We start from the raw sequence: 20,859 nt of genomic DNA on the forward strand, positions 1-20,859 counted from the left end.
TGTACGAGATCGGCGCCATGGTCCTGGGGATCACCTGGCAGCCTTGAATGTTTCAAGCCGCTCATCTGCCGTGATCGCTGCCCGTAGCTCCGCAATCAATTTCTTGCACGTGGTTAGATGGCGCTCCTCCACATCCAGAATCCGGAGAAATCCTCGTTTCTTTAATGCCGCTATCGCGGCTGGGGACTGGGATTCGGAGCCGGCCGCCTCGGAAACGATATCGATCAGACGGTCAATGGCATGCAAGCGGCCGAGCAGGTAGTCATTCTCGCGGTAGGCGCGCGACAAGAACGCGGCAGATTGACTGAACGCAGTGCCCTTTAGCTGAAACGTCCCCAGTCTGTTGATGCCGGCGGCGTCCTGGGCACTGATACGGTCAATCCGGACCTCGTTGAATTCCCCCGCCTCCCGCCACGGCATCACGGGAAATGTCACAACGTCCCAGAACGGAAACCCGAGATGATTCACGAGCACCTCGTGCCTCGCAAGGGCGGGCCACCCATCGGTTTCGGCAAGAAGAACGTCAATGTCCGACGTGCTGGCTTTGAGATCGATATCCGAGCCGAGGCGCTCGATGAGCACATCAATCCGATCCCTGTGTCGCGCGGCAAAGGACTGTGCATACTTGCCTATCTGTCCGACTTCAGTCGGAGACGGCCCTGTCCGAAAGATATCCTCGACCAGATTGCAGGTCGTTGCATTGATGGAGGTGGCGGCCTCTCTTTGCTCCAGTGCGTCCGCGCATTCATAGAACTTGCGTTTCAAGCGGTCGACGCTGGCGGTCTCCAGGCCCTCGAACTCTCCTGAACCCAGCATCTGGGAAAGGCGGTTCTGACCTTCGATCAGGAAACGAAGCCTGCGCTTTCGATAACCCACGTCAAACGCTAGTAGAAAGCTGATCCACTTCGGGGTGTCGGAGCCTGCGGCGGCTTCCGCCTGCAAGGATCGGCCATCTGCGGGCTCGTAGGTCACGCCGGCCTGGATTGCCCAGGCGTCTATGATTTCCGCAATTGACCGCGCGAAGGGCGATTCCGGACGAACGCCGCGGATCTCCATGATCAGTCGGCTGACGAAGTCGCGCACCGAGGCGAGTTTCAGGCGCACATAGGCATCGTATGCGAAACCCGCGTCGCGGGCGGCCTTGATATTTGCCTGCTCGCGCCAGCCGCGAATTTGATCTTCGCTGCTTGGTTCGCGATCGGTGGTCATGACCTCTGCGACCAGCCGGCGGATATTCGGCCGCGCGCTGTCGACGATCGCCCTGAGTCGACGCACCTGTTCGTTGTAATGACCTATCCAGCTGAGTTCGTCGGTCACGGGTTGGGACAGCGGAATCTCGGACAGCGCACCTTTCAGCGTCGGAAAAAATCCCGGCAGACCGTGATGCACGGCCAGCCCCGCGGGTGTGGGGTTGGGATCAACGTAGACTACCCGTCGATCTACCTCACGATATGCGGCGCGGCCTCGGATGGCGTTGACCGCTTCGCGAAAGGGATGACTGCTCAAAACACTGCCATCGATGAACGGAACAGAAGCCGCGTCGACATTCATCTGCGCGTAGTTGTCGAAATTCCGCGCAATGAACTCTGCGCGGCGCGGCCAGGCAATGGAGCGGTTCCTGAGAAGCTCATCGACCTCCAGAATGCGCGCTGGCGGAAATGCTCCCGGAATTGATGACGTCGCGCGCGCGGCGAAAGCCAGTGCAGGCGCATTGGTCATTTCAAAATCGCTCTCGATGGCTCCGCTTTGACGCCTCCGATATCTGAAATGGAGGTGGTGACGGTGTTCGCGCTCGTGAATGATCGGAGGATTGTGAATCTGCATGGTTCGCTGGTGACCGTTGAAGTCAGTCAGGGTCACGAACAAATCGAGGCCTTGGCCTGAAGGAAGCAGAGAGGCCCTCTCTCCCCGTGGCGTTCCCATGGCAGCAACCGCGTCGTACATCAGAGCGGTCATCTTCAGGCCGTCGAATGGAGGCTCGAACCATCGAGATCGCATGAACAGCGATAGCTTGGAACGCACCTCCAGGTCGCTGAGCAGTCCTCTGCCCATCAGACCAGCGGCCCAGAACAGCGGCCGAAGAATCCACTTGCTCGATATGTGTGCCTTCGCTTCCGATGCCAGCAGCTCGGTGACATCGGCATTCTCAAGCCAGAGCTCGCGGAGCCGACCCATGGGCAGGTCATGACTCAACGCCCGCGCCAGCATGATGCCGTTGATTCCGCCCGCGGAGGCTCCCGCGATGATGTCAACGATGACTCGCAGATCGACTGTCCGGCCGATATCGCGCAGGAGATCGAAATAGATCGCTTCAGTGTCAAATTCGGGATCGGAGCGGTCGCGAACATCGAAGAACCCGGCGGTCGAGCGCTCTTCCCGGACGATGATGGTATGAAGGGCGCTGGACGCCCTGACGAGCTTCAGAATCTCCTTGGTGACCCCATGCATATAGATGGCCAGCGAGGCGCCTCCGAAGCAAACGAGCGCTATGCGGAGTTCCTTTTCGCGCAAGACTGGCCCCCTCGGGAAAGGATTTGGCGACTACAATAACAATAACTTGCTTGGATTGCGAAACGAAAACGGGAGGACCGTTTTCTGCGACGCAGGCAGATGTCGCGCCACTTGCCTTGTGCGGTTCGCTGTCTTGCGGTCTCAGTGGCTTGCCGCTCGCACCCATTTGGCGATTTCGACGACCGGTGCGACCCAGATTTCGTTCTGAGCGGCCAAATGGTCCAGCAATCCATCGAGGGTCGACGGCTCGACAAACAAGCCATGCGTTCCCGATCCTATGCCGTGAAAGACCAGTATCAGCCAGCCGCCGCGGTCGCGCGTGATATCGATCGCATCGGTGAGAGCGGCGAGCGAAAGCCCGTCAGCCTGAAAACAACCAAGGTTCATCATATCGAGGTCGCGGGATACAATGACCGGCTGGTCGGTCCGTCCGCCGCGCGCGGCGACGAAATCAGACCGGATCAGGCCGGCAATGGCGGTCTTGTTGGGCCAGCGGCCGAGATGCGTATCGTAACAGGTGTAGGCGTAGGTGCGCTCACCGAGACCGTCGATCAATTTCAGAAAGGCATTGGCGACCCGCACCTCCTGCTGGAATCGAATCGGCTCATAGCGCCGCAAATCGAAGGCTTTGTCGAGCCAGGTTCTGTGGGTGGCCTTGCGCCGGCAAGGGTGAAACAGGCTGTGGTTTCCCAGTTCGTGGCCGCGTGCCGCAAGCGCGCGCCAAGGCATCGGGTCGCTGCACGGGGCCATCGCGATATGGAGATAGAAGGTGCCGCGCATTCCCCGCGCTTCGAGCGCCGGGCCGGCCAGTTCGTGATGGACAGGAAGCGCATCGTCGAATGTGATCGACACCGCACATCGGCGTCCCGTCGGCCAGCAAGGCTTTTCCAAACGGTCCATGAACACCTCTCGATTGTCGCCCACAGTCTTGGCGCACGAAGCGCCTTGCTTGCGTGCAAACTACACCTGAAAACGACCCGACGGGCAAATCAGCTCGCTTTCCAATTGTGGCCTGTCCAGCCCTTCGCGCAAAAATTTTCCGCTTAACACGTCGGGCAAATCACCTTTAGCAATTCGCCCGTCTCACCCGGCAAGGGGCGGATCGCGAGTCGTCACGAACGCGCGGTGGGATGCGATGGACGCGACAGCGTCGGGCGCGCAAGGGATCGCAGGGCGGATTGAACTCCGTGAGCGATCGGCCGGCGTGCGGACGGACGGCGCTTAAAACTGTCTTCGACGAAACTGGCCGGATCGCACGAGGTCCGGCGAGAGCTTTGGCGAGACGGGCGCGGACGGCGAAGTCGTGTGGTCCTGACGCCGCGACGCTGGCGTCAAGTCTTGCGGAGATGCATCCGGCCCAACCGGGTCCGGGATGTATCGTCGATCCGCAAGGCGACGGTGGCAAAAAAGCCCGTTCACCGGGGAGAGTACGAAGTAAGCCGTAACCCATTCGCGCGGGGAAAGCCGGGATGATCCGGTTGAACCTGTGGTCCACTCGTGCGCTCGTTGTGCGCACGACCGCGGGTGCAATCGGCGCCCGGCTTTCCCTGCGCCCTCTTTTCTTCAGGGAGGGTGAAGCCGCTGCAAACCTCGGGCGCATCGCGCCGCGAGAATGCGGACGCATATCCTCGAGCTGTTTGAAATACGAATCACGATGTTTCAGCGTGCATCGCTCGCACACACACACACACCGCTGTCATCGCCCGGCTTGACCGGGCGACCCAGTATTCCAGAGACGTTTGAGATAAATCGAGAAGGCGCGGCGTACTGGATCGCCCGGTCAGGCCGGGCGACGACAGTTTTGACTGTGGCGGCCGCCTTGCCAAGCCTTGGCTTCTTCCTGGGAGCGGTGGCGCTCGGCAATTATCCGGTGACGCGGCCGGCCGCGCCGAGGCAGCTCAATCCTTCCGGAACACGATCGACGCCATCCAGCCGGTCATGATCGCCATCAAGGCCGTCACCAGCCCGTAGACAAAACCGTTCTGGCGCGCGGTGGTGGCGACGAATTGTTCGAAACCGACCTTGACGATTTCGAACGCGGTTTCGGTCTTGGTCACCAGGGCGCCGTCGGAGAACAGCTTGATCTCGATGTCATAGGTGCCGATCGGCACTTCGCCCGGCAGCGGAATGCCGGTGCGGAACAGCGTCGGCGTCAGGAACGTCACCGCCGAGGTCGCCTCGCGGTAGAGACCATGCTCGGAGCGCAACCGCACGAAGGCAGAACGGAACGGATCGTTCGGCACGACGTCGGCATAATCGGTGCCGACGCGCTGGGTCAGCAGCACGTTGTTGAGGCCGAGCTGCTGCCGCCGCTGGACTTCGGGCGAAGCGATGGCGTCGAACGGCCGGTTGGAGAACAGCGCCAGATAGGTCGGCACTTTCAGGAATTGCCGGTAGTCGGTGTTGATCCAGATGCCGAATTTGCGTTCCTTGCGGCGCGTCACCATGTCGGCGCGCGGTCCGGAGACGGTCACGACCAGGTCGTAACTGGTGCGGGTCGCCGGCGTGGACGCATCCCTTTCGACCGAACCGAACAGCACCAGTTCCTCGCCGGAATAGTTCGGCGTCACGGTGACGCGGTGGTTCGAGACCGACGCGATCAGCCGTTCCGCGCGCGCCGGCGCGACATGGACCGCCGCGCTCACAACCAGCGCGAGACCAGCGAGTGAGGTGCGCGCGATCATCCGGCGCCTCCGGTTTCGCGGATGGTGAAGAGGTCGTCGGGGCGGATCGCCAGCTCGATCGCGAAGCGGATGCCGACCGCCAGAATCAGCAGGCCGAGCAGCAGCCGCAGCTGCTCGCCGCGGATCTTCTGGCCGGCGCGGGCGCCGAACTGCGCGCCGGTCACGCCGCCGACCATCAGGATCAGCGCCAGCACCGCATCGACCAGATGGTTGGTGGCCGCGTGCAGCATGGTGGCGAACACCATGGTGACCAGCGTCAGCACCATCGAGGTGCCGATCACGGTCGAGGTCGGCACCCGCAACAGATAGATCATGATCGGGATCAGGATGAAGCCGCCGCCGATGCCCATGATCGCGCCGATGAAGCCGATGATCAGCCCGACGACCACCACGGGGATCACCGACAGATAGATCTTGGAGCGCTTGAAGCGCATCTTCAGCGGCAGCCCGTGGATCCAGCCGTGGCTGCCCGGGCGGCGCGTCAGCGGCGCGACGCCGCGCCTCGTCCGCATGATCGCGCGCACCCCTTCCCAGAACATCAGGCCGCCGACCGCGGTCAGCAGGATGACGTAGGACAGCGCGATCATCAGGTCGAGCTGGCCGAGCGAGCGCAGCAGCGTGAAGGTCCAGACCCCGAGCGCGGTGCCGATGGTGCCGCCGCAGAGCAGCACCAGCGCCAGCGCCGGATCGATGGCGCGGCGCCGCCAGTAGGACAGCGCGCCCGAGAACGACGAGGCGGCGATGTGGCTGGCGACGGAGGCGACCGCGACCGCGGGGGTGATGCCGACGAAGATCAGCAGCGGCGTCATCAGAAACCCGCCGCCGATCCCGAACATGCCGGACACGAAACCGACCGCCGCGCCCATCGCCAGGATGAGGAAGACGTTGACCGGAATGTCGGCGATCGGGAGGTAGAGCTGCACGCGCGATTTCTTCGGAATGTAGCCGTGAGGCCGGCCGATAACCGTTCACGGCATGGTTTGTTGGGAGCGCGGAGAACGACCGCGTCCCTGCATAACCGAAATCGACCGGGGGAGGGACTAAAGAATCCGCGGCAGGCCGGATTTTTTGCCGCAAGGCGCCGCGCGGATTTTCCGATGTGGTGAAAAACCGGGATTAACGGGAGGCGCGCTTGGTCGAAACCGGCTTCGCCGCGGGCTTGGCGGTGGTGGCCTGCACCGGGGCAGAGTCCCATCCGCCGGCCGGGGCCGCTACATGGATGGCGTCGTCGGGCTGGGGCTCCGGCGTGAAGGTCTGGATCGCGAGCTTGGCCGCGGCCAGCGACTGGGCGTCGAGCCGCTTGGCGATATCGTCGCGCTTGCGGACGGAATCCTCATCGCCCTGCGCCGCCGCCAGGCTGAACCATTTGAAGGATTCGGCGAGGTTCTGTTCGACCCCGATGCCGCGGGCATAGAGGATGCCGAGGTTGAACTGGCTGTCGGCGACGCCGCGGTCGGCCGCCTTGCGGAACCATTGCGACGCGTTCTTGTAGTTGGCGCCCTTGCCGCCGCCGTCGGCGTCGAGCACGGCCAGATTGTGCATCGCCTTGGCGTTGCCGCGCTCGGCGGCCTGCATGTAATAGCGCCGCGCGATGTCGACGTCCTTCTTCACGCTGAGGCCCTTTTCGTAGAGGGTCCCGAGCCGGAAGATCGCCGGCACCACGCCGGCCTGGGCGGCGCGGTCATACCATTTCGCGGCCTCGTCGAAATTCGCCGCCACGCCTTTGCCTTCGGCGAAGCGCAGGCCGATCTCGTAGGCCGCGGTCGGATCGCCCTTCAGCGCGGCGGCGCGCAGCACCGGCCCGCCGATCGCCTCGGGCAGCCGTTCGGTCGGCGGCACCTGCACCTGCAGGAGTTTGCGGCTCGCAGTCGCGGCCGGCTGGGCCGGAATGGCGCCGGTGATATCGGCTGAAGATACCGGCGAGGCGACAGGTATCGCCGGCGCCTGCGGGATCGCGACCGAGGCCGTGCCGTCGGTGGCGCCGGGCGCGGAATTGTTGAACGACTGCCGGCCGATCGGCGTCGGCGAGGTCATCGAGGGCATGGCGGGCGCCGGCGTCGCCGGCTTGGCGCCGTCATCCGCTGGCGCCTGGAGCGAAGGCGCCGGCTCGCTCGAACTCTCCATCGCCGGCATCGGCGGGGCCGTGCCGCCGCCATCCAGCAGCGTCATCGCCATCTTGAAGGTGCCGAGCACGATGACGACCACGCTCGCGCCGACCAGCAGCGAGCGGATCTTGGCGGTGATGGTCGAAGCCTCCTTGGCCTTGTTGCCTGCGCCCTTCAGCGGGCCGCGCGCGGCGGACTTGTCGGCGGGCTGGGCGGCTGCGGCGGCCTGCGCGGCTCGCCGCGCGGCGGCAATGAAGCTGGAGGTGCTGACATGCTCGCGCGGGCCGGCAGGCGGAATTTCGCTGATCGCGCTTTCGGAAGCGGCAATGCGCTCCGACGGCGTCGCCACCCGCCCGGTCGGCCGGGTGCCGGGTTCGAGCGGATGATCGGGCGGCAGATCCGGCGCGAGCGCGGGGCGTGGCGGCTGCGCCGCATGCGGCTCGAGGATTTCGCTGATGGCGCGCGGCGCCACCGGCATGACAGGCGGCGCCGGCGGCTGCACGGCCTGGAATTCCCGCGGCGCGGTGGCGAAATGTTCCTGCGCGGCCGGATTGGGCAATTCAGGCATCGGCTGCGGCGGCATCGCCATGCGAGGTGCGGCGGCCTCGTGCGGTGCCGGCATCTGCGGCTGCGGCGCAACCGGCTGCGCGCGGGCCGTGCGCAGGTCGCCCTCGATCATGGCCAGCCGGTCGACCACATGGCCAAGCGTGTTGTGGACGGCTTCGAGCGAATCCTGGGTATGGCGGTCGGTCTCGGACTGGCTGAAACGGATGTCCGACAGTTCGCGCTTGACCGCATCGATCAGGCCGTTGTCGACGGGCTGCGGCGCGCCGGCGTTGCGGCTGCTGTTCTCGGCCAGCGCGGCGAAGTTCGCGTGCTGGGTTTCGAGATGGCTCAGGATGTCCTGCAGCGCGTGCTCGACCCGGCCGAGGTCGACGCTGGGGCGTTGATCGGCGGAGGCTTCGAGGCGCTCGAGCAGATAGGAGACGCGCTGTTCGAGATGGGCGAAGGCGGAGGCGTTGTCGCTGCCGACCGGCATGCGGTCGATGCGGTCGGACAAGGCCCGCAGCGCGTCCTCGAGATGTTCGGTGCTTGCGCTGACGGCCGGCCGCTCGCGGCTTTCCAGCGTCGAGGTCAGCGCGGCGATGCGCTGTTCGAGGATAGCGAAGGAATCGCTGTTGCCTTCGCTGCGCGAAAGCTGGTCGACCTTCGACGACAACATGTGCACGTCATCGGAAAGCCGCGCCAGCGCGTCGTTGGAGGCGACGTTGGAGACGATGGCGCGAAGCGCGGCGATGGCGCCTTCGAGCTGCTGGACGGTGGAGGGGTCGTCATTGGCGCGCAGGATCAGGTCGAGCTTGGCGCCGAGATTGCGGATCGCCTCGTCATAGCCGGCCAGTTGCTCGGCCGGCGTCAGCGAGCGCAGCACTTCGCGGATTTCGCCGAGCGCGCGTTCGATGCCGGCCAGCGCCTGGCCGTCGCTGCTGCTCTGGCGGGTGTCGTCGATGCGGCGCGACAGCGAGCGGATTTCGTTCTCGATCGATTCGATCGCCCGCCGCGGCATCGCCTCGGTGATGGCGTGGCGGATTTCGGCGAGTTCGCCGCGGAACGCGGCGATCGATTGCTCGATGCCGTCGGGCCGCTGCAGGGCTTCGATCTGGCTGGTGATCTTGAACAGATGCCGCTCGAGCGAAGAAAAATCCGGGCCGGCCGGCGCGGCCGGGGCCATCGGGGGTGCCACGGGCATCGCGGGCGCCATCGCAGGCGTGCTGGGCGGCGCGCCGCGCGGCGACAGCGGCGCGGGTGCATCGAGTTCGTTCTGGCGCGCCGCGATTTCCGCGATCGCAAAATCCATCGAGGCCGGGCTGAGCGGTGGCGAGGGGCGATAGACCTGGGCGGCTGCGCGCTCGACCATTTCGGCCTGGCGCTGCTTGTCCTGGATCTGGGCCTGTCGCGGCGCAGGGTTCGAGATCTGCGACAGCCGCGCGTCGAGACGCGAGATCGCGTCGTTCAACTGCCTTGCGACGGCAGGCTCGGCGCGCGGGGCCTCGCCCCGGGGCGCCTCGGGGCGCGGCCGCGAAATCTGCTCGATCTGCCGGGTGATCGAATCCAGCCGCTGATGGATATCGTCGACGGCGCGGGTCTCGCGATAGGCTGGCTGCGGTTGATCGTGGGGGCTGCGGAAATTGGGCGGGGCGGAATCGCCGATGGTGGAATTCAGCCAGTCGTTCAACGACATGCCGGCGCGGCGCGCAGCGGCCTCGGCCCTCTCGCGGACGGATGGATCGATGCCTTCAACACTCCACGATACGCGCGAATTCATGCTCTCGTCCGGTTCCGACTCCGGCGCGATACCTGCGCCTTCAGCCTCCCCGCGCGTCCCGAAAGAGAGTCAATCGAATTTCGCGCAGGTCGTCTGCCTCAGAACTCGACTTTTTCGCGTTACGGTAAATAACGGGTTAAGGAATGAGCCGGCCGGTCCGGAAAGTTGGCGGGCCGGTGAAATAGACCGGGCCGCGAGCCGCCGAGGCCGCCCGAGGCTGGAACCCTGACGACGATCCGACCGGGCGGCGGCGCAGCCGTCAGGACGCGACGATCATCCCTTGATGCCGCGCCGGCTGCCGCCGATCGGCGTGATGCCCGGCTTCGCGCTCGCTGCCGGCAGGGTATCGAGCGCCTCTTCGCACCACTCCGCCACGGCGCGCTCGTAGCGAACGCCCATGCGAAGTCCGAGCAGCTTGCCGACATCTCCCGGCGGGGCGGTGCCGTCGGGGAAGCGCTTGTTAAGGATGCGCTCGTAGCGAGCAAAACGGTCGCGGTGGTATTCCAGCCGCGCCATCAGGTCGGTGCGCAGCGGCTCGATGTCGACGCTGTCGAGCGCGTAGAGCCGCACCAACAGATCGTCCTTGATCGAAGCCGGACTGCTCGGCCGCGCCCCCCAGTGCCGCAGCGCGGCCCGGCCTTCGGGCGTCAGGGTGTAGACGAGCTTGTTGGGCTTGCCGGACTGCACGACCTCGCGGCCCTGGATGTGGCCGCGGTCGCGCAGCTTGGTGAGCTCGCGGTAGATCTGCTGGTGGTTGGCTTTCCAGAAGAAACCGAGGGAATTGTCGAAGGTCTTGGCGAGCTCGTAGCCCGTCATCGGATGTTCCGTGAGGCATGCAAGGATTGCGTCGCCGAGTGCCACTACGCCAACCCTCCGTCCCTGACCGTCTGCAGATGTTGACAATATGCATAAAGGTGCATATGCGTCAACGCGCATAAGGACTGATTTCGGCGAAGATCCGCCGGATCGGATCGGTGCCCTGCCGGTCGCAGAACCGGTGGAGCGCATCCAGGTCGAGTCCTTCCGCGATTGCTGCGCCTTTCACCAACAGGGGACGTCCGATGAGCATGATCGGCCTCGACAAGTGGTACGGCTACATGAAGTCCCACGACCGCGCGGCGCTGTTGGACCTGCTCCACCCCGATGCGGTGTTCGAGAGCCCCGTCGTGCATACGCCACAGCGCGGGCGCGACATCACCTTCAAATATCTGTCGGGCGCGGAAAAGGTGCTGGGCGGCCCAGGCTTCAAATATGTCGGCGAATGGCGCAGCGCCAACGGCGCGGTCCTCGAATTCGAAAAAGAGATCGAGGGCATCAGGATCAACGGCGTCGATATCATCACCTTTGCCGACGACGGCCGGATCACCCATTTCAAGGTGATGGTGCGCCCGCTCAAGGCGGTCAACCTGCTGCACCGTCTGATGGGGGAGCAACTGGCGAGCCAGTGATCCGAGCGTCGCAACGTCGCAACTGCTGCCCTGATAGATGCTCCCTATGACCTTCGGAACCGGGTAAGGTTCTTTCTGCAACTCAACGATTGCTGCCCTGCACGAACTCCCTTAAACGGAGCCCGCCAGCCAGCCTGGAGAACGCGAATGCCGATCTACAAAGCCCCCGTGGAAGACGTCTCGTTTCTGCTCAACGACGTGTTCCAGATCGACCGTTACGACAATCTTCCGGGCTTCAGCGATGCCTCCGCCGATGTGCGGGACGCGATCCTGGGCGAGGCTGCGAAACTGGCCGAAGAAGTGCTGCAGCCGCTCAACCGCACGGGCGATCTCGAGGGCTGCACCCGCCACGACGACGGCCGGGTGTCGACGCCGAAAGGCTTCAAGGAAGCGTTCAAGCAGGTCGCCGAAGGCGGCTGGCTGGGCCTGTCCGCGCCGGCGGAATATGGCGGGCAGGGACTGCCGGTCACGCTGAGCCAAGTGGTCACCGAATTCCTGAGTTCGGCCAACATGGCGTTTTCGATGTATGGCGGCCTGACCATGGGCGCCGCCGCGGCGCTGCTGGTGCACGGCAAGCCCGAGCAGAAGAAGATGTTCCTGCCGAAGATGGTGGCGGGCGAGTGGACCGGCACCATGAACCTCACCGAGCCGCAATGCGGCACGGATCTCGGCCTGTTGCGCACCAAGGCCGTCAAGCAGGCCGACGGCAGCTACAAGATCACCGGCACCAAGATCTTCATCTCCTCCGGCGAGCACGATCTCGCCGACAACATCATCCATCTGGTGCTGGCGCGAATCGAAGGCGCGCCTAGCGGCATCAAGGGCGTGTCGCTGTTCGTGGTGCCGAAGATCCTGGTCAATGCCGACGGCTCGCTCGGCGCGCGTAACGGCGTCACCTGCGGCTCGATCGAGCACAAGATGGGCATTCACGGCAATTCCACCTGCGTGATGAATTACGACAGCGCCACCGGCTGGCTGATCGGCGAGGAAAACAAGGGCATGCAGGGCATGTTCGTGATGATGAACGAGGCGCGGCTCGGCGTCGCGGTGCAGGGACTGGCGCAATCCGAAGTCGCCTACCAGAACGCGGCGGCCTATGCCCGCGACCGGCTGCAGGGCCGCGCGCTGTCGGGCGCCAAGGCGCCGGACAAGCCGGCCGATCCGATCATCGTGCATCCCGACGTGCGCCGTACGCTATTGACCATCCGCGCCTTCAACGAGGCTGCACGCGCGATGGTGGTGTGGACCGCGCTGAAGAGCGACGTCGCCCACCGCTCCAGCGACCCCAAGGATCGCCAGGAGGCCGACGATCACATGGGACTGATGACGCCGATCATGAAGGGGGTCATGACCGACGTCGGATTTTCCAACGCGGTGCTGGCGCAACAAATGTACGGCGGCCACGGCTATATCGCCGAGCACGGCATGGAGCAGTTCGTGCGCGATGCCCGCATCGCCATGCTCTACGAGGGCGCCAACGGCATTCAGGCGCTCGACCTCGTCGGCCGCAAGCTGCCGCGCGACGGCGGCCGCGCCGTGATGGCCTTCTTCGGCGAAGTCGCCGGCTTCGCCAAGGAGCACGGCGCTAACGAGGCCATGAAGCCCTTTGTCGCGCCGCTCGGCACCGCGCTCGGCCATCTGCAGCAGGCCACCACCTGGCTGATGCAGAATGCGATGATGAAGCCCGACAATGCCGGCGCCGCCGCCACCGACTACATGCAATTGTTCGGCCTCGTCACCTTCGCCTATATGTGGGCGCGGATGGCGAAGGTGACGCAGGACAAGATTGCGGGCAGCGGAGCTACCCCCTATCTCACCACCAAGCTCGTCACCGGCCGCTTCTTCATGGAGAGGATGCTGCCGGAAACCGCGCTGCATCTTGCGCGCATCCAGACCGGATGTGCGACCACCATGGAATTGGCGGCGGAAGCGTTCTGACCGAAAGAATCTTCCGCGGCCCCCAATTCGATCCGCGACATCTTCCAGTTCGCCTATATATTATGATCCTCATACAAGGAGGGCGTCATGCCTGAGGCATATATCTACGATCACGTTCGCACGCCGCGCGGCCGCGGCAAGTCCGATGGCGCGCTGCATGAGGTGACCGCGCTGGCGCTGGCAGCGGCGCCGCTGAAGGCGCTCAAGGAGCGTAACAATCTCGCGGAAGACGTCGTCGACGACGTCATACTGGGTTGCGTCGATCCGATCGGCGAGGCCGGCTCCGACATCGCGCGTTTCGCGGCGCTGAAGGCGGGTCTCGGTCAATCCGTCCCCGGCGTTCAGATCAGCCGGTTCTGCGCCTCCGGTCTCGATGCCGTGAATTTCGCGGCCGCCCAGATCATGAGCGGTCAGCATGAACTCACCATCGGCGGCGGCGCCGAATCGATGAGCCGGGTCGGCATCCTGTCCTCCGGCGGTGCCTGGCCGATGGATCCGTCGAGCGCGGTGCCGACCTATTTCATGCCGCAGGGCGTGTCGGCCGATCTGATCGCCACCAAGTACGGATTTTCGCGCGACGACGTCGACGCCTATGCAGTGCAGAGCCAGCAGCGCGCCGCGAAGGCGTGGGACGAAGGCCGCTTCAAGAATTCTGTGGTGCCGGTAACGGACATCAACGGCCTCACCATTCTCGCCAAGGACGAGCATATGCGGCCGACCACGACGATGCAGTCGCTCGGTCAGTTGCAGCCGTCATTCGTGGCGATGGGACAGATGGGCGGCTTCGATGCGGTGGCGATCCAGTCGCATCCGGAAATCGAGCGCATCAACTACGTGCACCACGCCGGCAATTCGTCGGGGATCGTCGACGGCGCCGGCGCCGTGCTGCTCGGCAGCAAGGAAGCGGGAACGAAGCACGGCCTGAAGGCGCGCGCCAAGATCCGCGCCTTCGCCAATATCGGTTCGGAGCCGGCGATGATGCTGACCGGTCCGGTCGACGTCACCGAAAAGCTGTTCGAACGCTCGGGCATGAAGAAATCGGACATCGATCTGTTCGAGCTCAACGAAGCCTTCGCCTCGGTGGTGCTGCGCTACATCCAGGCCTTCGACATCGACAGCTCCAAGATCAACGTCAATGGCGGCGCGATCGCGCTCGGCCATCCGCTCGGCGCCACCGGCGCGATGATCCTCGGTACCGTGCTCGACGAGCTCGAGCGCACCAACAAGTCGACCGCCCTGGTGACGCTGTGCATCGGCGGCGGCATGGGCACCGCGACCATCATCGAGCGGGTGTGATTCATGTAGGGTGGGCAAAGGCGCGTTAGCGCCGTGCCCACCAAAATCAACGTGCAGCAGCAATGGTGGGCACGCTTCGCTTTGCCCACCCTACGATCAGAGACAACCGCCGCGCCTACAGGGGCTGCCGGCATCGAGGGAGCAACCACATGGCCTTCAAGAATTTCAAGGTAGAGACCGACGCCGACGGCATCGTGCTGGTGACGTGGGACACCCCGGGCCGTTCGATGAACGTGCTCGACGAAACCTCGGTCATCGAGCTCGAGGAGATCGTGAAGCAGACCTCGGCCGACGCCGCGGTGAAGGGCGTCGTCATCACTTCGGGCAAGGAAGCGCTGTGCGCCGGCGCCGACCTGTCGATGCTCGAGGGCATGAGCCGGCAATATGCCGAGATGCTCAAGACCAAGGGCGAGGTTGCGGCCAACCAGATGCTGTTCGACCAGAGCCGGCGGTTCTCGCAGGTCTATCGCAATATCGAGACCTCCGGCAAACCATGGGTCGCCGCGATCAACGGGCTGGCGCTCGGCGGCGGTTTCGAACTGACGCTGGCCTGCCACTACCGCGTCGCCGCCGAAAATCCGAAGACCCGGCTCGGCCTGCCCGAGGTGAAGGTCGGCCTGTTCCCCGGCGCCGGCGGCACCCAGCGCGTGCCGCGCATCGTGTCGCCGCAGGATGCGATGCAGCTGCTGCTGAAGGGCGAGGCGATCAATCTCGCCCGGGCCAAGGCGCTGAACCTGATCCACGCCATCGTTCCCCCCGGCGATCTGATCAAGGCGGCCAAGGACTGGATCAAGGGCGGCGGCAAGGCGGTCGCACCCTGGGACGAGAAGGGTTTCAAGCTGCCGGGCGGCCCGGTCTTTTCCAAAGCCGGGATGCAGATGTTCCCGGCCGGCAACGCGATCTACCGCCGCGAGACCTATGACAATTATCCGGCGGCGCGCGCCATCATGAGCTGCGTCTATGAAGGCCTGCAGTTGCCGATCGACGCCGCCTTGCGCGTCGAGTCCCGCTACTTCACCCAGGTCCTGCGCAGCAACGAAGCCGCGGCAATGATCCGCAGCCTGTTCCTGTCGATGCAGGAATTGAACAAGGGCGCGCGGCGTCCGCAGAACGTGCCGCCGACCAAGGTCAAGAAGCTCGCCGTGATCGGCGCCGGCTTCATGGGCGCCAGCGTCGGCTACGTCTCGGCGCGCGCCGGCATCGACGTCGTGCTGATCGACCGCGACCAGGAGAGCGCCGACAAGGGCAAGGGCCACGCCAAGGCCGTGATCGACGACCTGATCAAGAAGGGCCGCGCCAAGGAGAGCGACCGCGACGCCATCCTCGGCCGCATCAGCGCCACCGCCGACTACAATGTGCTGAAGGATTGCGACCTCATCATCGAGGCCGTGTTCGAGGACAGGAAAGTCAAGGCGGAGACCTACGCCAAGGCCCAGCCGCTCTTGAAATCCGACGCGATCTTCGCCTCCAACACCTCGACGCTGCCGATCAATTCGCTGGCGGAAGAGTTCAAGGACCAGGGCAAGTTCATCGGCATTCACTTCTTCTCGCCGGTCGAGAAGATGATGCTGGTGGAAATCATCGTCGGCAAGAACACGGGCGACGTCGCGCTCGCGACCGCGCTGGATTACGTGCGGGTGATCGGCAAGACCCCGATCGTGGTCAACGACAGCAGAGGCTTCTTCGCCAACCGCTGCGTGCTGCGCTTCACCGCCGAGGGCCTGGAAATGCTGATGGAAGGCGTGCCGCCGGCGATGATCGAGAACACCGCCAAGATGGCCGGCATGCCGGTCGGGCCGCTGTCGCTGTCGGACGAAGTGGCGCTCGATCTCGTGCTCAAGATCATGAAGGCGACCGAGGCCGATCTCGGCGCCAACGCCATCGACCAGGCGCAGAAGAAGCTTTTGGTCGAAATGGTCGAGAGGCAGGGCCGCTTCGGCCGCAAGAACGGCAAGGGATTCTATGACTATCCCGAGAAGGGCAAGGGCCAGAAGAGCCTGTGGACCGAGCTTTCCGGTCTGCAGCCGAAGCATCTTGACCCGGATACCCTCGACGTCGAGGAATTGAAGCAGCGTTTCCTGGTGGTGCAGGCGGTGGAAGCCGCGCGCACCGTCGAGGATCACGTCATCACCGACATGCGCGAGGCCGATGTTGGTTCGATCCTCGGCTTCGGCTTCGCGCCGTTCACCGGCGGTACGCTGTCCTATATCGACTTCATGGGCACCAAGAAGTTCGTCGAGCTGTGCCACAAACTGGAAGCCAAATACGGCTCGCGCTTCACCCCGCCGAAACTGCTGGTCGAGATGGCGGCCAAGGGCGAGACCTTCTACGGCCGCTTCCCGCCGAAGAAGCTGGCGGAGAAGGCGGCGTAAGATAATTGCCGTCCCGGCGAACGCCGGGACCCATACGCCGTGTCCTATGAAAGGGGCACGGCGGCAGTTACCTTCGTCCACCACGAACGCCGGTGGTTATGGGTCCCTGCTTTCGCAGGGACGACGTTGTGGGAATGGGGTTGCCTCAATCATAAGATAAAGGGCCGGATCATCGATCCGGCCCTTCGCTTTACCGCTATCCGCTAACCCTTATGCTGCCGCCTTCATCAGACCTTCCTTGGTGAGGGCTTCCTGCACCGCCGGGCGCGCGGCGACGCGGGCCTTGTAGGCGAGCAGGTTCGGCAGGCCCGAGAGGTCGAACTTCATCCGGTCGGCCCAGGACAGCATGGTGAACAGATAGCAGTCGGCGACGGTGAACTGCTTGCCCATCAGGTAGTCGTGGCCGGCAAGCTGACCGTCGAGGTGCTTGAACTTGCCCATCACGCGGTCCTTGAAGAATGCCTTGGCGTCGTCGGCCAGTACCGGTGAGAACATCGGGCCGAAGTTCTTGTGCAGTTCGGTGCCGACGTAGTTGAGCCACTCCAGGAGCTTGTAGCGCTCGGCGCTGTCGCGGGCGGGCGCGAGGTTCTTTCCTGAAACCTTGTCGGCGATCATCTGCACGATGACCGGGCCTTCGGTCACCAGATCGCCGTTGTCGAGCGCGAGCGCCGGGACCTGGCCCTTCGGGTTGATCTTCAGGTAGTCGTCGCCGTTCTCGAGCTTCTTGGCGCGCAGATCGACCTTGACCAGATCGTAGGGAAGACCTGCTTCCAGCAGCGCGATATGGGGGGAGAGCGAGCAGGCGCCGGGCGAATAATACAGTTTCATCGGAATTTTCCTTCCCTGGAAGTATTGGCTATGCGAGACCGGGTGATTAAATGCATCTGCATGAATAGTCAAGATTGATGCAGCTGCATTTATTGCGCTACACTCTGCGCTGACGCTATGGACCGGGCCATGAAACGCAAACCATCGACCGAGGCGACCGCCGCCTGGATCCGCCTGATGCGGGTCCAGAGCCGGGTGCTCGACGCCGTCGAGCAGGATTTGAAGAAGGCCGGCTTCCCGCCGCTGGCCTGGTACGACGCGTTGCTCGAACTGTCGCGCGCGCCGTCGGGCGAGATGCGCCCGGTCGAGCTGGAAAAGCAGATGCTGATACCGCAATACTCGACCTCGCGGCTGATCGACCGGCTGGTGGACGAGGGCCTGGCCGCGCGGCGCGAATGCAAGATCGACAAGCGCGGCCAGTTCGTCGAGATCACCGAGGCCGGGCGCGAACTGCAGAAGAAAATGTGGAGCGCCTATTCGGCCGCGATCGAAAAATACGTCGGCTCGAAATTGTCCGATACGGATGCCGCCAAGCTCTGCGGTCTGCTCGACCGGCTGGGCTGCTCCTGCGGCGAGGCGCAGGCGCTCGCCGCGAGAGACGGCGCGCCCGCCCGATGATATCATTTTCACCTCAAGCATTCCCGGACCGGTCGGTCCGCGGATGCCCCCGACACCGCGCGCATTCGGTCGAAGCGCCTTTCATCCGGAATCTTTATGGCGCGTGATCAGATCGATATGACGCCGCTGCAATCGCGCGACGAATTGGTTGCGTGGTTGTCGGCGGGCGTGAAGCCTGCTTCCGAGTTCCGGATCGGGACCGAGCACGAGAAGACCCCGTTCACGCTCGAGGGCCATCATCCCGTGCCTTACGAAGGCGCGCACGGCATCGGCGCTCTCCTGGAGGGCATGCAGCTATTGCTCGGCTGGGAACCGATCATGGAACGCGGCAACATCATCGGCCTGTATGATGTCACCGGCGGCGGCGCGATTTCGCTGGAGCCCGGCGGGCAGTTCGAATTGTCCGGCGCGCCGGTCGAGACCGTGCACCAGACCCAGTCCGAATTGATGGCGCATCTGGCGCAGGTGCGCGAGATCGCAGCCCCCCTCGGCATCGGTTTTCTCGGGCTCGGTATGACGCCGTCATGGTCGCGGGCGCAGATCCCCGTGATGCCCAAGGGCCGCTACAAGATCATGACCAACTACATGCCGAAGGTCGGTCAGTACGGCCTCGACATGATGTACCGGACCTGCACGGTGCAGACCAATCTCGACTTCTCCTCGGAAGCCGACATGGTCAAGAAGCTGCGCGTCTCGGTCGCGTTGCAGCCGGTCGCCACCGCTTTGTTCGCCAATTCGCCGTTCACCGAAGGCAAGCCCAACGGCTTCCTGTCGTTCCGCTCGGAGATCTGGCGCGATACCGACAATGCCCGCGCCGGCATGATCCCATGGGCGTTCGAGGACGGCATGGGGTTCGAACGCTGGGTCGATTATGCGCTCGACGTTCCCATGTATTTCGTCAAGCGCGGCGACGACTATATCGATGTCTCCGGCTCGTCGTTCCGCGACTTCTTCGAGGGCAGGAATTCCGCGTTTCCCGGCGAGCGGCCGACGCTGTCGGACTGGGCCAATCACCTGTCGACGATCTTCCCCGAGGTGCGGCTGAAGCGATACCTGGAGATGCGAGGCGCCGACGGGGTGCCGTGGGGACGGCTGCCGGCGCTGCCGGCGTTCTGGGTCGGCCTGCTGTACGACGACACCAGCCTCGATGCCGCCTGGGACCTGGTGAAGCACTGGAACGCCGCGGAGCGCCAGGCGCTGCGCGACGACGTTCCGCGCTTCGGCTTCAAGGCGAGAATCAAGGATCGCTATCTGTTCGAGATCGCCAGGGAATGCCTGACGCTGGCGCATGCCGGCCTGAGGCGGCGCGGCCGCATCGACCACCTCGGCCGCGACGAAAGCCGTCATCTCGAGCCGCTGGACCAGATCATCGACTCCGGACAGACCCCCGCCGAGGAGATGCTGGCGAAATTTCACGGCCCCTGGCACGGCTCGGTGGAACCGGCCTATGACGAATACGCTTTCTAGGACAAACTGTTGAAGAACGTTCATCCACCGTACAGGTTGATGGCGTTCAAATAGGCAGCCGCATAACTCGCGGATCAAGTCCGGTCGGAAGCGTCAGCATATGGGGACAGGTCGCCTGCTCAGGGCGTGTATGGCTACGCTCGCCCTCCTGGCGGCCGTCGTTGCTACGTGTCCGGCGCAAGCGCAGGCCAATTTCGACCGCCCGGGCGGCGATTACCTGAGTTCGCCGGTCCCCTCAGGCGATCCGGCGGATTGTGCCCTGGTCTGCGAGCGCGACCGGCGCTGCCGGTCATGGAGCTTCAACTATCCGACCGATGTCGCCGGCGGCGCGGTGTGCTGGCTGAAGAGCAATGTGCCGGCGCGCGTCCAGGACAATTGCTGTGTTTCCGGCGTGCGCGGCGCCGGCGTGGTCGAGCCGCGCAACGACGCCATCGAAACCTCGATCGACCGGTTCGGCGGCGACTACCGCAATTTCGACCTGAAGGGCGGCGACCGCGAAGACGCCTGCAAGGCGGCCTGCACCGCCGACAACAAGTGCCGGGCCTGGACCTACGCCCGGCCGGGCTATGTCGGCAGGGCCGCGCATTGCTTCCTGAAAAAAGACATCAAGCCGCCGCGGCGCAAGGCCGGATTTATCTCGGGCGTGGTGCGGTAGGCCCATCGTCCCAGGCTACGCGGCACCGCCGCGTCACCTAAGCTGCATCCGCCGGCAGCACCGTGATCTCCGGCCATAGCGCCTTCCAGCGCGCCGCTTTTGCCTCGTAGCTGGCCTTCGAAAAATTCGATCCCGGATTCGGCCGCACGATCATGCCGGCGATGTCGTCGAAGCCGTCGGGCGCATAGATGTCGTGACCGTCCTGCGTGCGGCGGACTCCCACCTTCGTATTCCGGGTCAGGAAACGGTCGATGCCCTCTGTCGAAGACGCCAGCGCCGGGTAGGGCAGGCCGTGCTTCTGCGGATACCAGAGATGGACGCGCGCCTGGTTGCGCACTTCGACCTTGACGCCAAGGTTTGCGAATTGGCCCTGCAATTGCCGGATCACGGCGTCCTCGGCGGCCCATGAGGTGTCGGGATCGAAATAGAAGACGTCATAATCGCTGATGCCGTAATCGGGCGCGCGGTTGGTCAGTCCGTTCCACACGGTCTGCACCAGGCATCCGGCGACGATCCACGCATCCGGCAGGCCGAGACGGAACAGTTCATCCGATATCGTAGTATTGACCGGATTGCGGAGCGCGGCGGCGAGGAAGTCGGCTTCGTTCATGGGG

Annotated in this window: 16 protein-coding genes; 7 read left to right on the top strand and 9 right to left on the bottom strand. The window is 64.4% G+C overall.

What is annotated here, in order from left to right:
- Positions 1–30 precede the first annotated feature (30 nt).
- The 7 genes from KMZ68_RS03790 to KMZ68_RS03820 form a co-directional block, all read right to left on the bottom strand.
- Positions 31–2,511 carry a patatin-like protein gene (locus KMZ68_RS03790; RefSeq protein WP_215614560.1) on the bottom strand — a complete coding sequence of 827 codons (2,481 nt, stop codon included), beginning with the start codon at positions 2,509–2,511 and terminating at the stop codon, positions 31–33.
- Positions 2,512–2,652: 141 nt separating this feature from the next.
- Positions 2,653–3,363: a polysaccharide deacetylase family protein gene (locus KMZ68_RS03795; RefSeq protein WP_215614561.1), complete on the bottom strand. Its 711-nt coding sequence runs from the start codon at positions 3,361–3,363 to the stop codon at positions 2,653–2,655.
- A gap of 1,046 nt (positions 3,364–4,409) precedes the next feature.
- A complete protein-coding gene (locus KMZ68_RS03800; protein WP_215614562.1) occupies positions 4,410–5,195 on the bottom strand; it encodes a TIGR02186 family protein in 786 nt (261 codons plus the stop codon).
- Complete coding sequence (locus tag KMZ68_RS03805) at positions 5,192–6,118, bottom strand: sulfite exporter TauE/SafE family protein (RefSeq protein ID WP_215614563.1); 927 nt, start codon at positions 6,116–6,118, stop codon at positions 5,192–5,194. Before KMZ68_RS03805 ends, KMZ68_RS03800 begins: the two co-directional genes overlap by 4 nt.
- Before the next feature lie 193 nt (positions 6,119–6,311).
- The gene (locus KMZ68_RS03810) at positions 6,312–9,623 is read right to left on the bottom strand and encodes a tetratricopeptide repeat protein (protein ID WP_215614564.1); all 3,312 of its coding nucleotides are present in this window, start codon (positions 9,621–9,623) and stop codon (positions 6,312–6,314) included.
- 273 nt (positions 9,624–9,896) lie between these two features.
- Positions 9,897–10,484, bottom strand: coding sequence for a PadR family transcriptional regulator (locus KMZ68_RS03815; RefSeq protein ID WP_215614565.1), 588 nt, complete (start codon positions 10,482–10,484; stop codon positions 9,897–9,899).
- A 64-nt stretch (positions 10,485–10,548) separates the two neighbouring features.
- A complete protein-coding gene (locus KMZ68_RS03820; protein WP_215614566.1) occupies positions 10,549–10,692 on the bottom strand; it encodes a hypothetical protein in 144 nt (47 codons plus the stop codon).
- On the opposite strand from KMZ68_RS03820, the gene KMZ68_RS03825 reads away from it, so the two are divergent.
- The 4 genes from KMZ68_RS03825 to KMZ68_RS03840 all read left to right on the top strand — a co-directional run bounded on the left by KMZ68_RS03825 (position 10,685) and on the right by KMZ68_RS03840 (position 16,677).
- Entirely contained in the window at positions 10,685–11,071 is a 387-nt protein-coding gene (locus KMZ68_RS03825) for a nuclear transport factor 2 family protein (RefSeq protein WP_215614567.1), read from the top strand. The two genes, KMZ68_RS03820 and KMZ68_RS03825, sit on opposite strands and share 8 nt — an antisense overlap.
- 147 nt (positions 11,072–11,218) lie before the next feature.
- Positions 11,219–13,009 (top strand): acyl-CoA dehydrogenase C-terminal domain-containing protein, encoded by a 1,791-nt coding sequence (locus KMZ68_RS03830; protein WP_215614568.1) that lies wholly within the window; start codon positions 11,219–11,221, stop codon positions 13,007–13,009.
- A gap of 87 nt (positions 13,010–13,096) precedes the next feature.
- Positions 13,097–14,305 carry an acetyl-CoA C-acetyltransferase gene (locus tag KMZ68_RS03835; RefSeq protein WP_215614569.1) on the top strand — a complete coding sequence of 403 codons (1,209 nt, stop codon included), beginning with the start codon at positions 13,097–13,099 and terminating at the stop codon, positions 14,303–14,305.
- A 149-nt stretch (positions 14,306–14,454) separates the two neighbouring features.
- Positions 14,455–16,677 (top strand): 3-hydroxyacyl-CoA dehydrogenase NAD-binding domain-containing protein, encoded by a 2,223-nt coding sequence (locus KMZ68_RS03840; protein WP_215614570.1) that lies wholly within the window; start codon positions 14,455–14,457, stop codon positions 16,675–16,677.
- Between the two features lie 210 nt (positions 16,678–16,887).
- On the opposite strand, the gene gstA is transcribed toward KMZ68_RS03840, so the two are convergent.
- Positions 16,888–17,505: a glutathione transferase GstA gene (gstA, locus tag KMZ68_RS03845; RefSeq protein ID WP_215614571.1), complete on the bottom strand. Its 618-nt coding sequence runs from the start codon at positions 17,503–17,505 to the stop codon at positions 16,888–16,890.
- Positions 17,506–17,634: 129 nt separating this feature from the next.
- Here gstA and KMZ68_RS03850 point away from each other — a divergent pair, with 129 nt between their 5' ends.
- The 3 genes from KMZ68_RS03850 to KMZ68_RS03860 all read left to right on the top strand — a co-directional run bounded on the left by KMZ68_RS03850 (position 17,635) and on the right by KMZ68_RS03860 (position 20,245).
- Entirely contained in the window at positions 17,635–18,123 is a 489-nt protein-coding gene (locus KMZ68_RS03850; protein ID WP_215614572.1) for a MarR family winged helix-turn-helix transcriptional regulator, read from the top strand.
- A gap of 96 nt (positions 18,124–18,219) precedes the next feature.
- Positions 18,220–19,590 carry a glutamate--cysteine ligase gene (locus KMZ68_RS03855; protein WP_215614573.1) on the top strand — a complete coding sequence of 457 codons (1,371 nt, stop codon included), beginning with the start codon at positions 18,220–18,222 and terminating at the stop codon, positions 19,588–19,590.
- 100 nt (positions 19,591–19,690) lie between these two features.
- Entirely contained in the window at positions 19,691–20,245 is a 555-nt protein-coding gene (locus KMZ68_RS03860) for a PAN domain-containing protein (protein WP_215614574.1), read from the top strand.
- A 37-nt stretch (positions 20,246–20,282) separates the two neighbouring features.
- Here the strand turns inward: KMZ68_RS03860 and KMZ68_RS03865 are convergent, their stop codons facing one another.
- Positions 20,283–20,855 (bottom strand): nucleotidyltransferase family protein, encoded by a 573-nt coding sequence (locus tag KMZ68_RS03865; protein WP_215614575.1) that lies wholly within the window; start codon positions 20,853–20,855, stop codon positions 20,283–20,285.
- Positions 20,856–20,859: the final 4 nt, after the last annotated feature.

The organism is Bradyrhizobium sediminis (assembly GCF_018736105.1).
GTDB lineage: Bacteria > Pseudomonadota > Alphaproteobacteria > Rhizobiales > Xanthobacteraceae > Bradyrhizobium.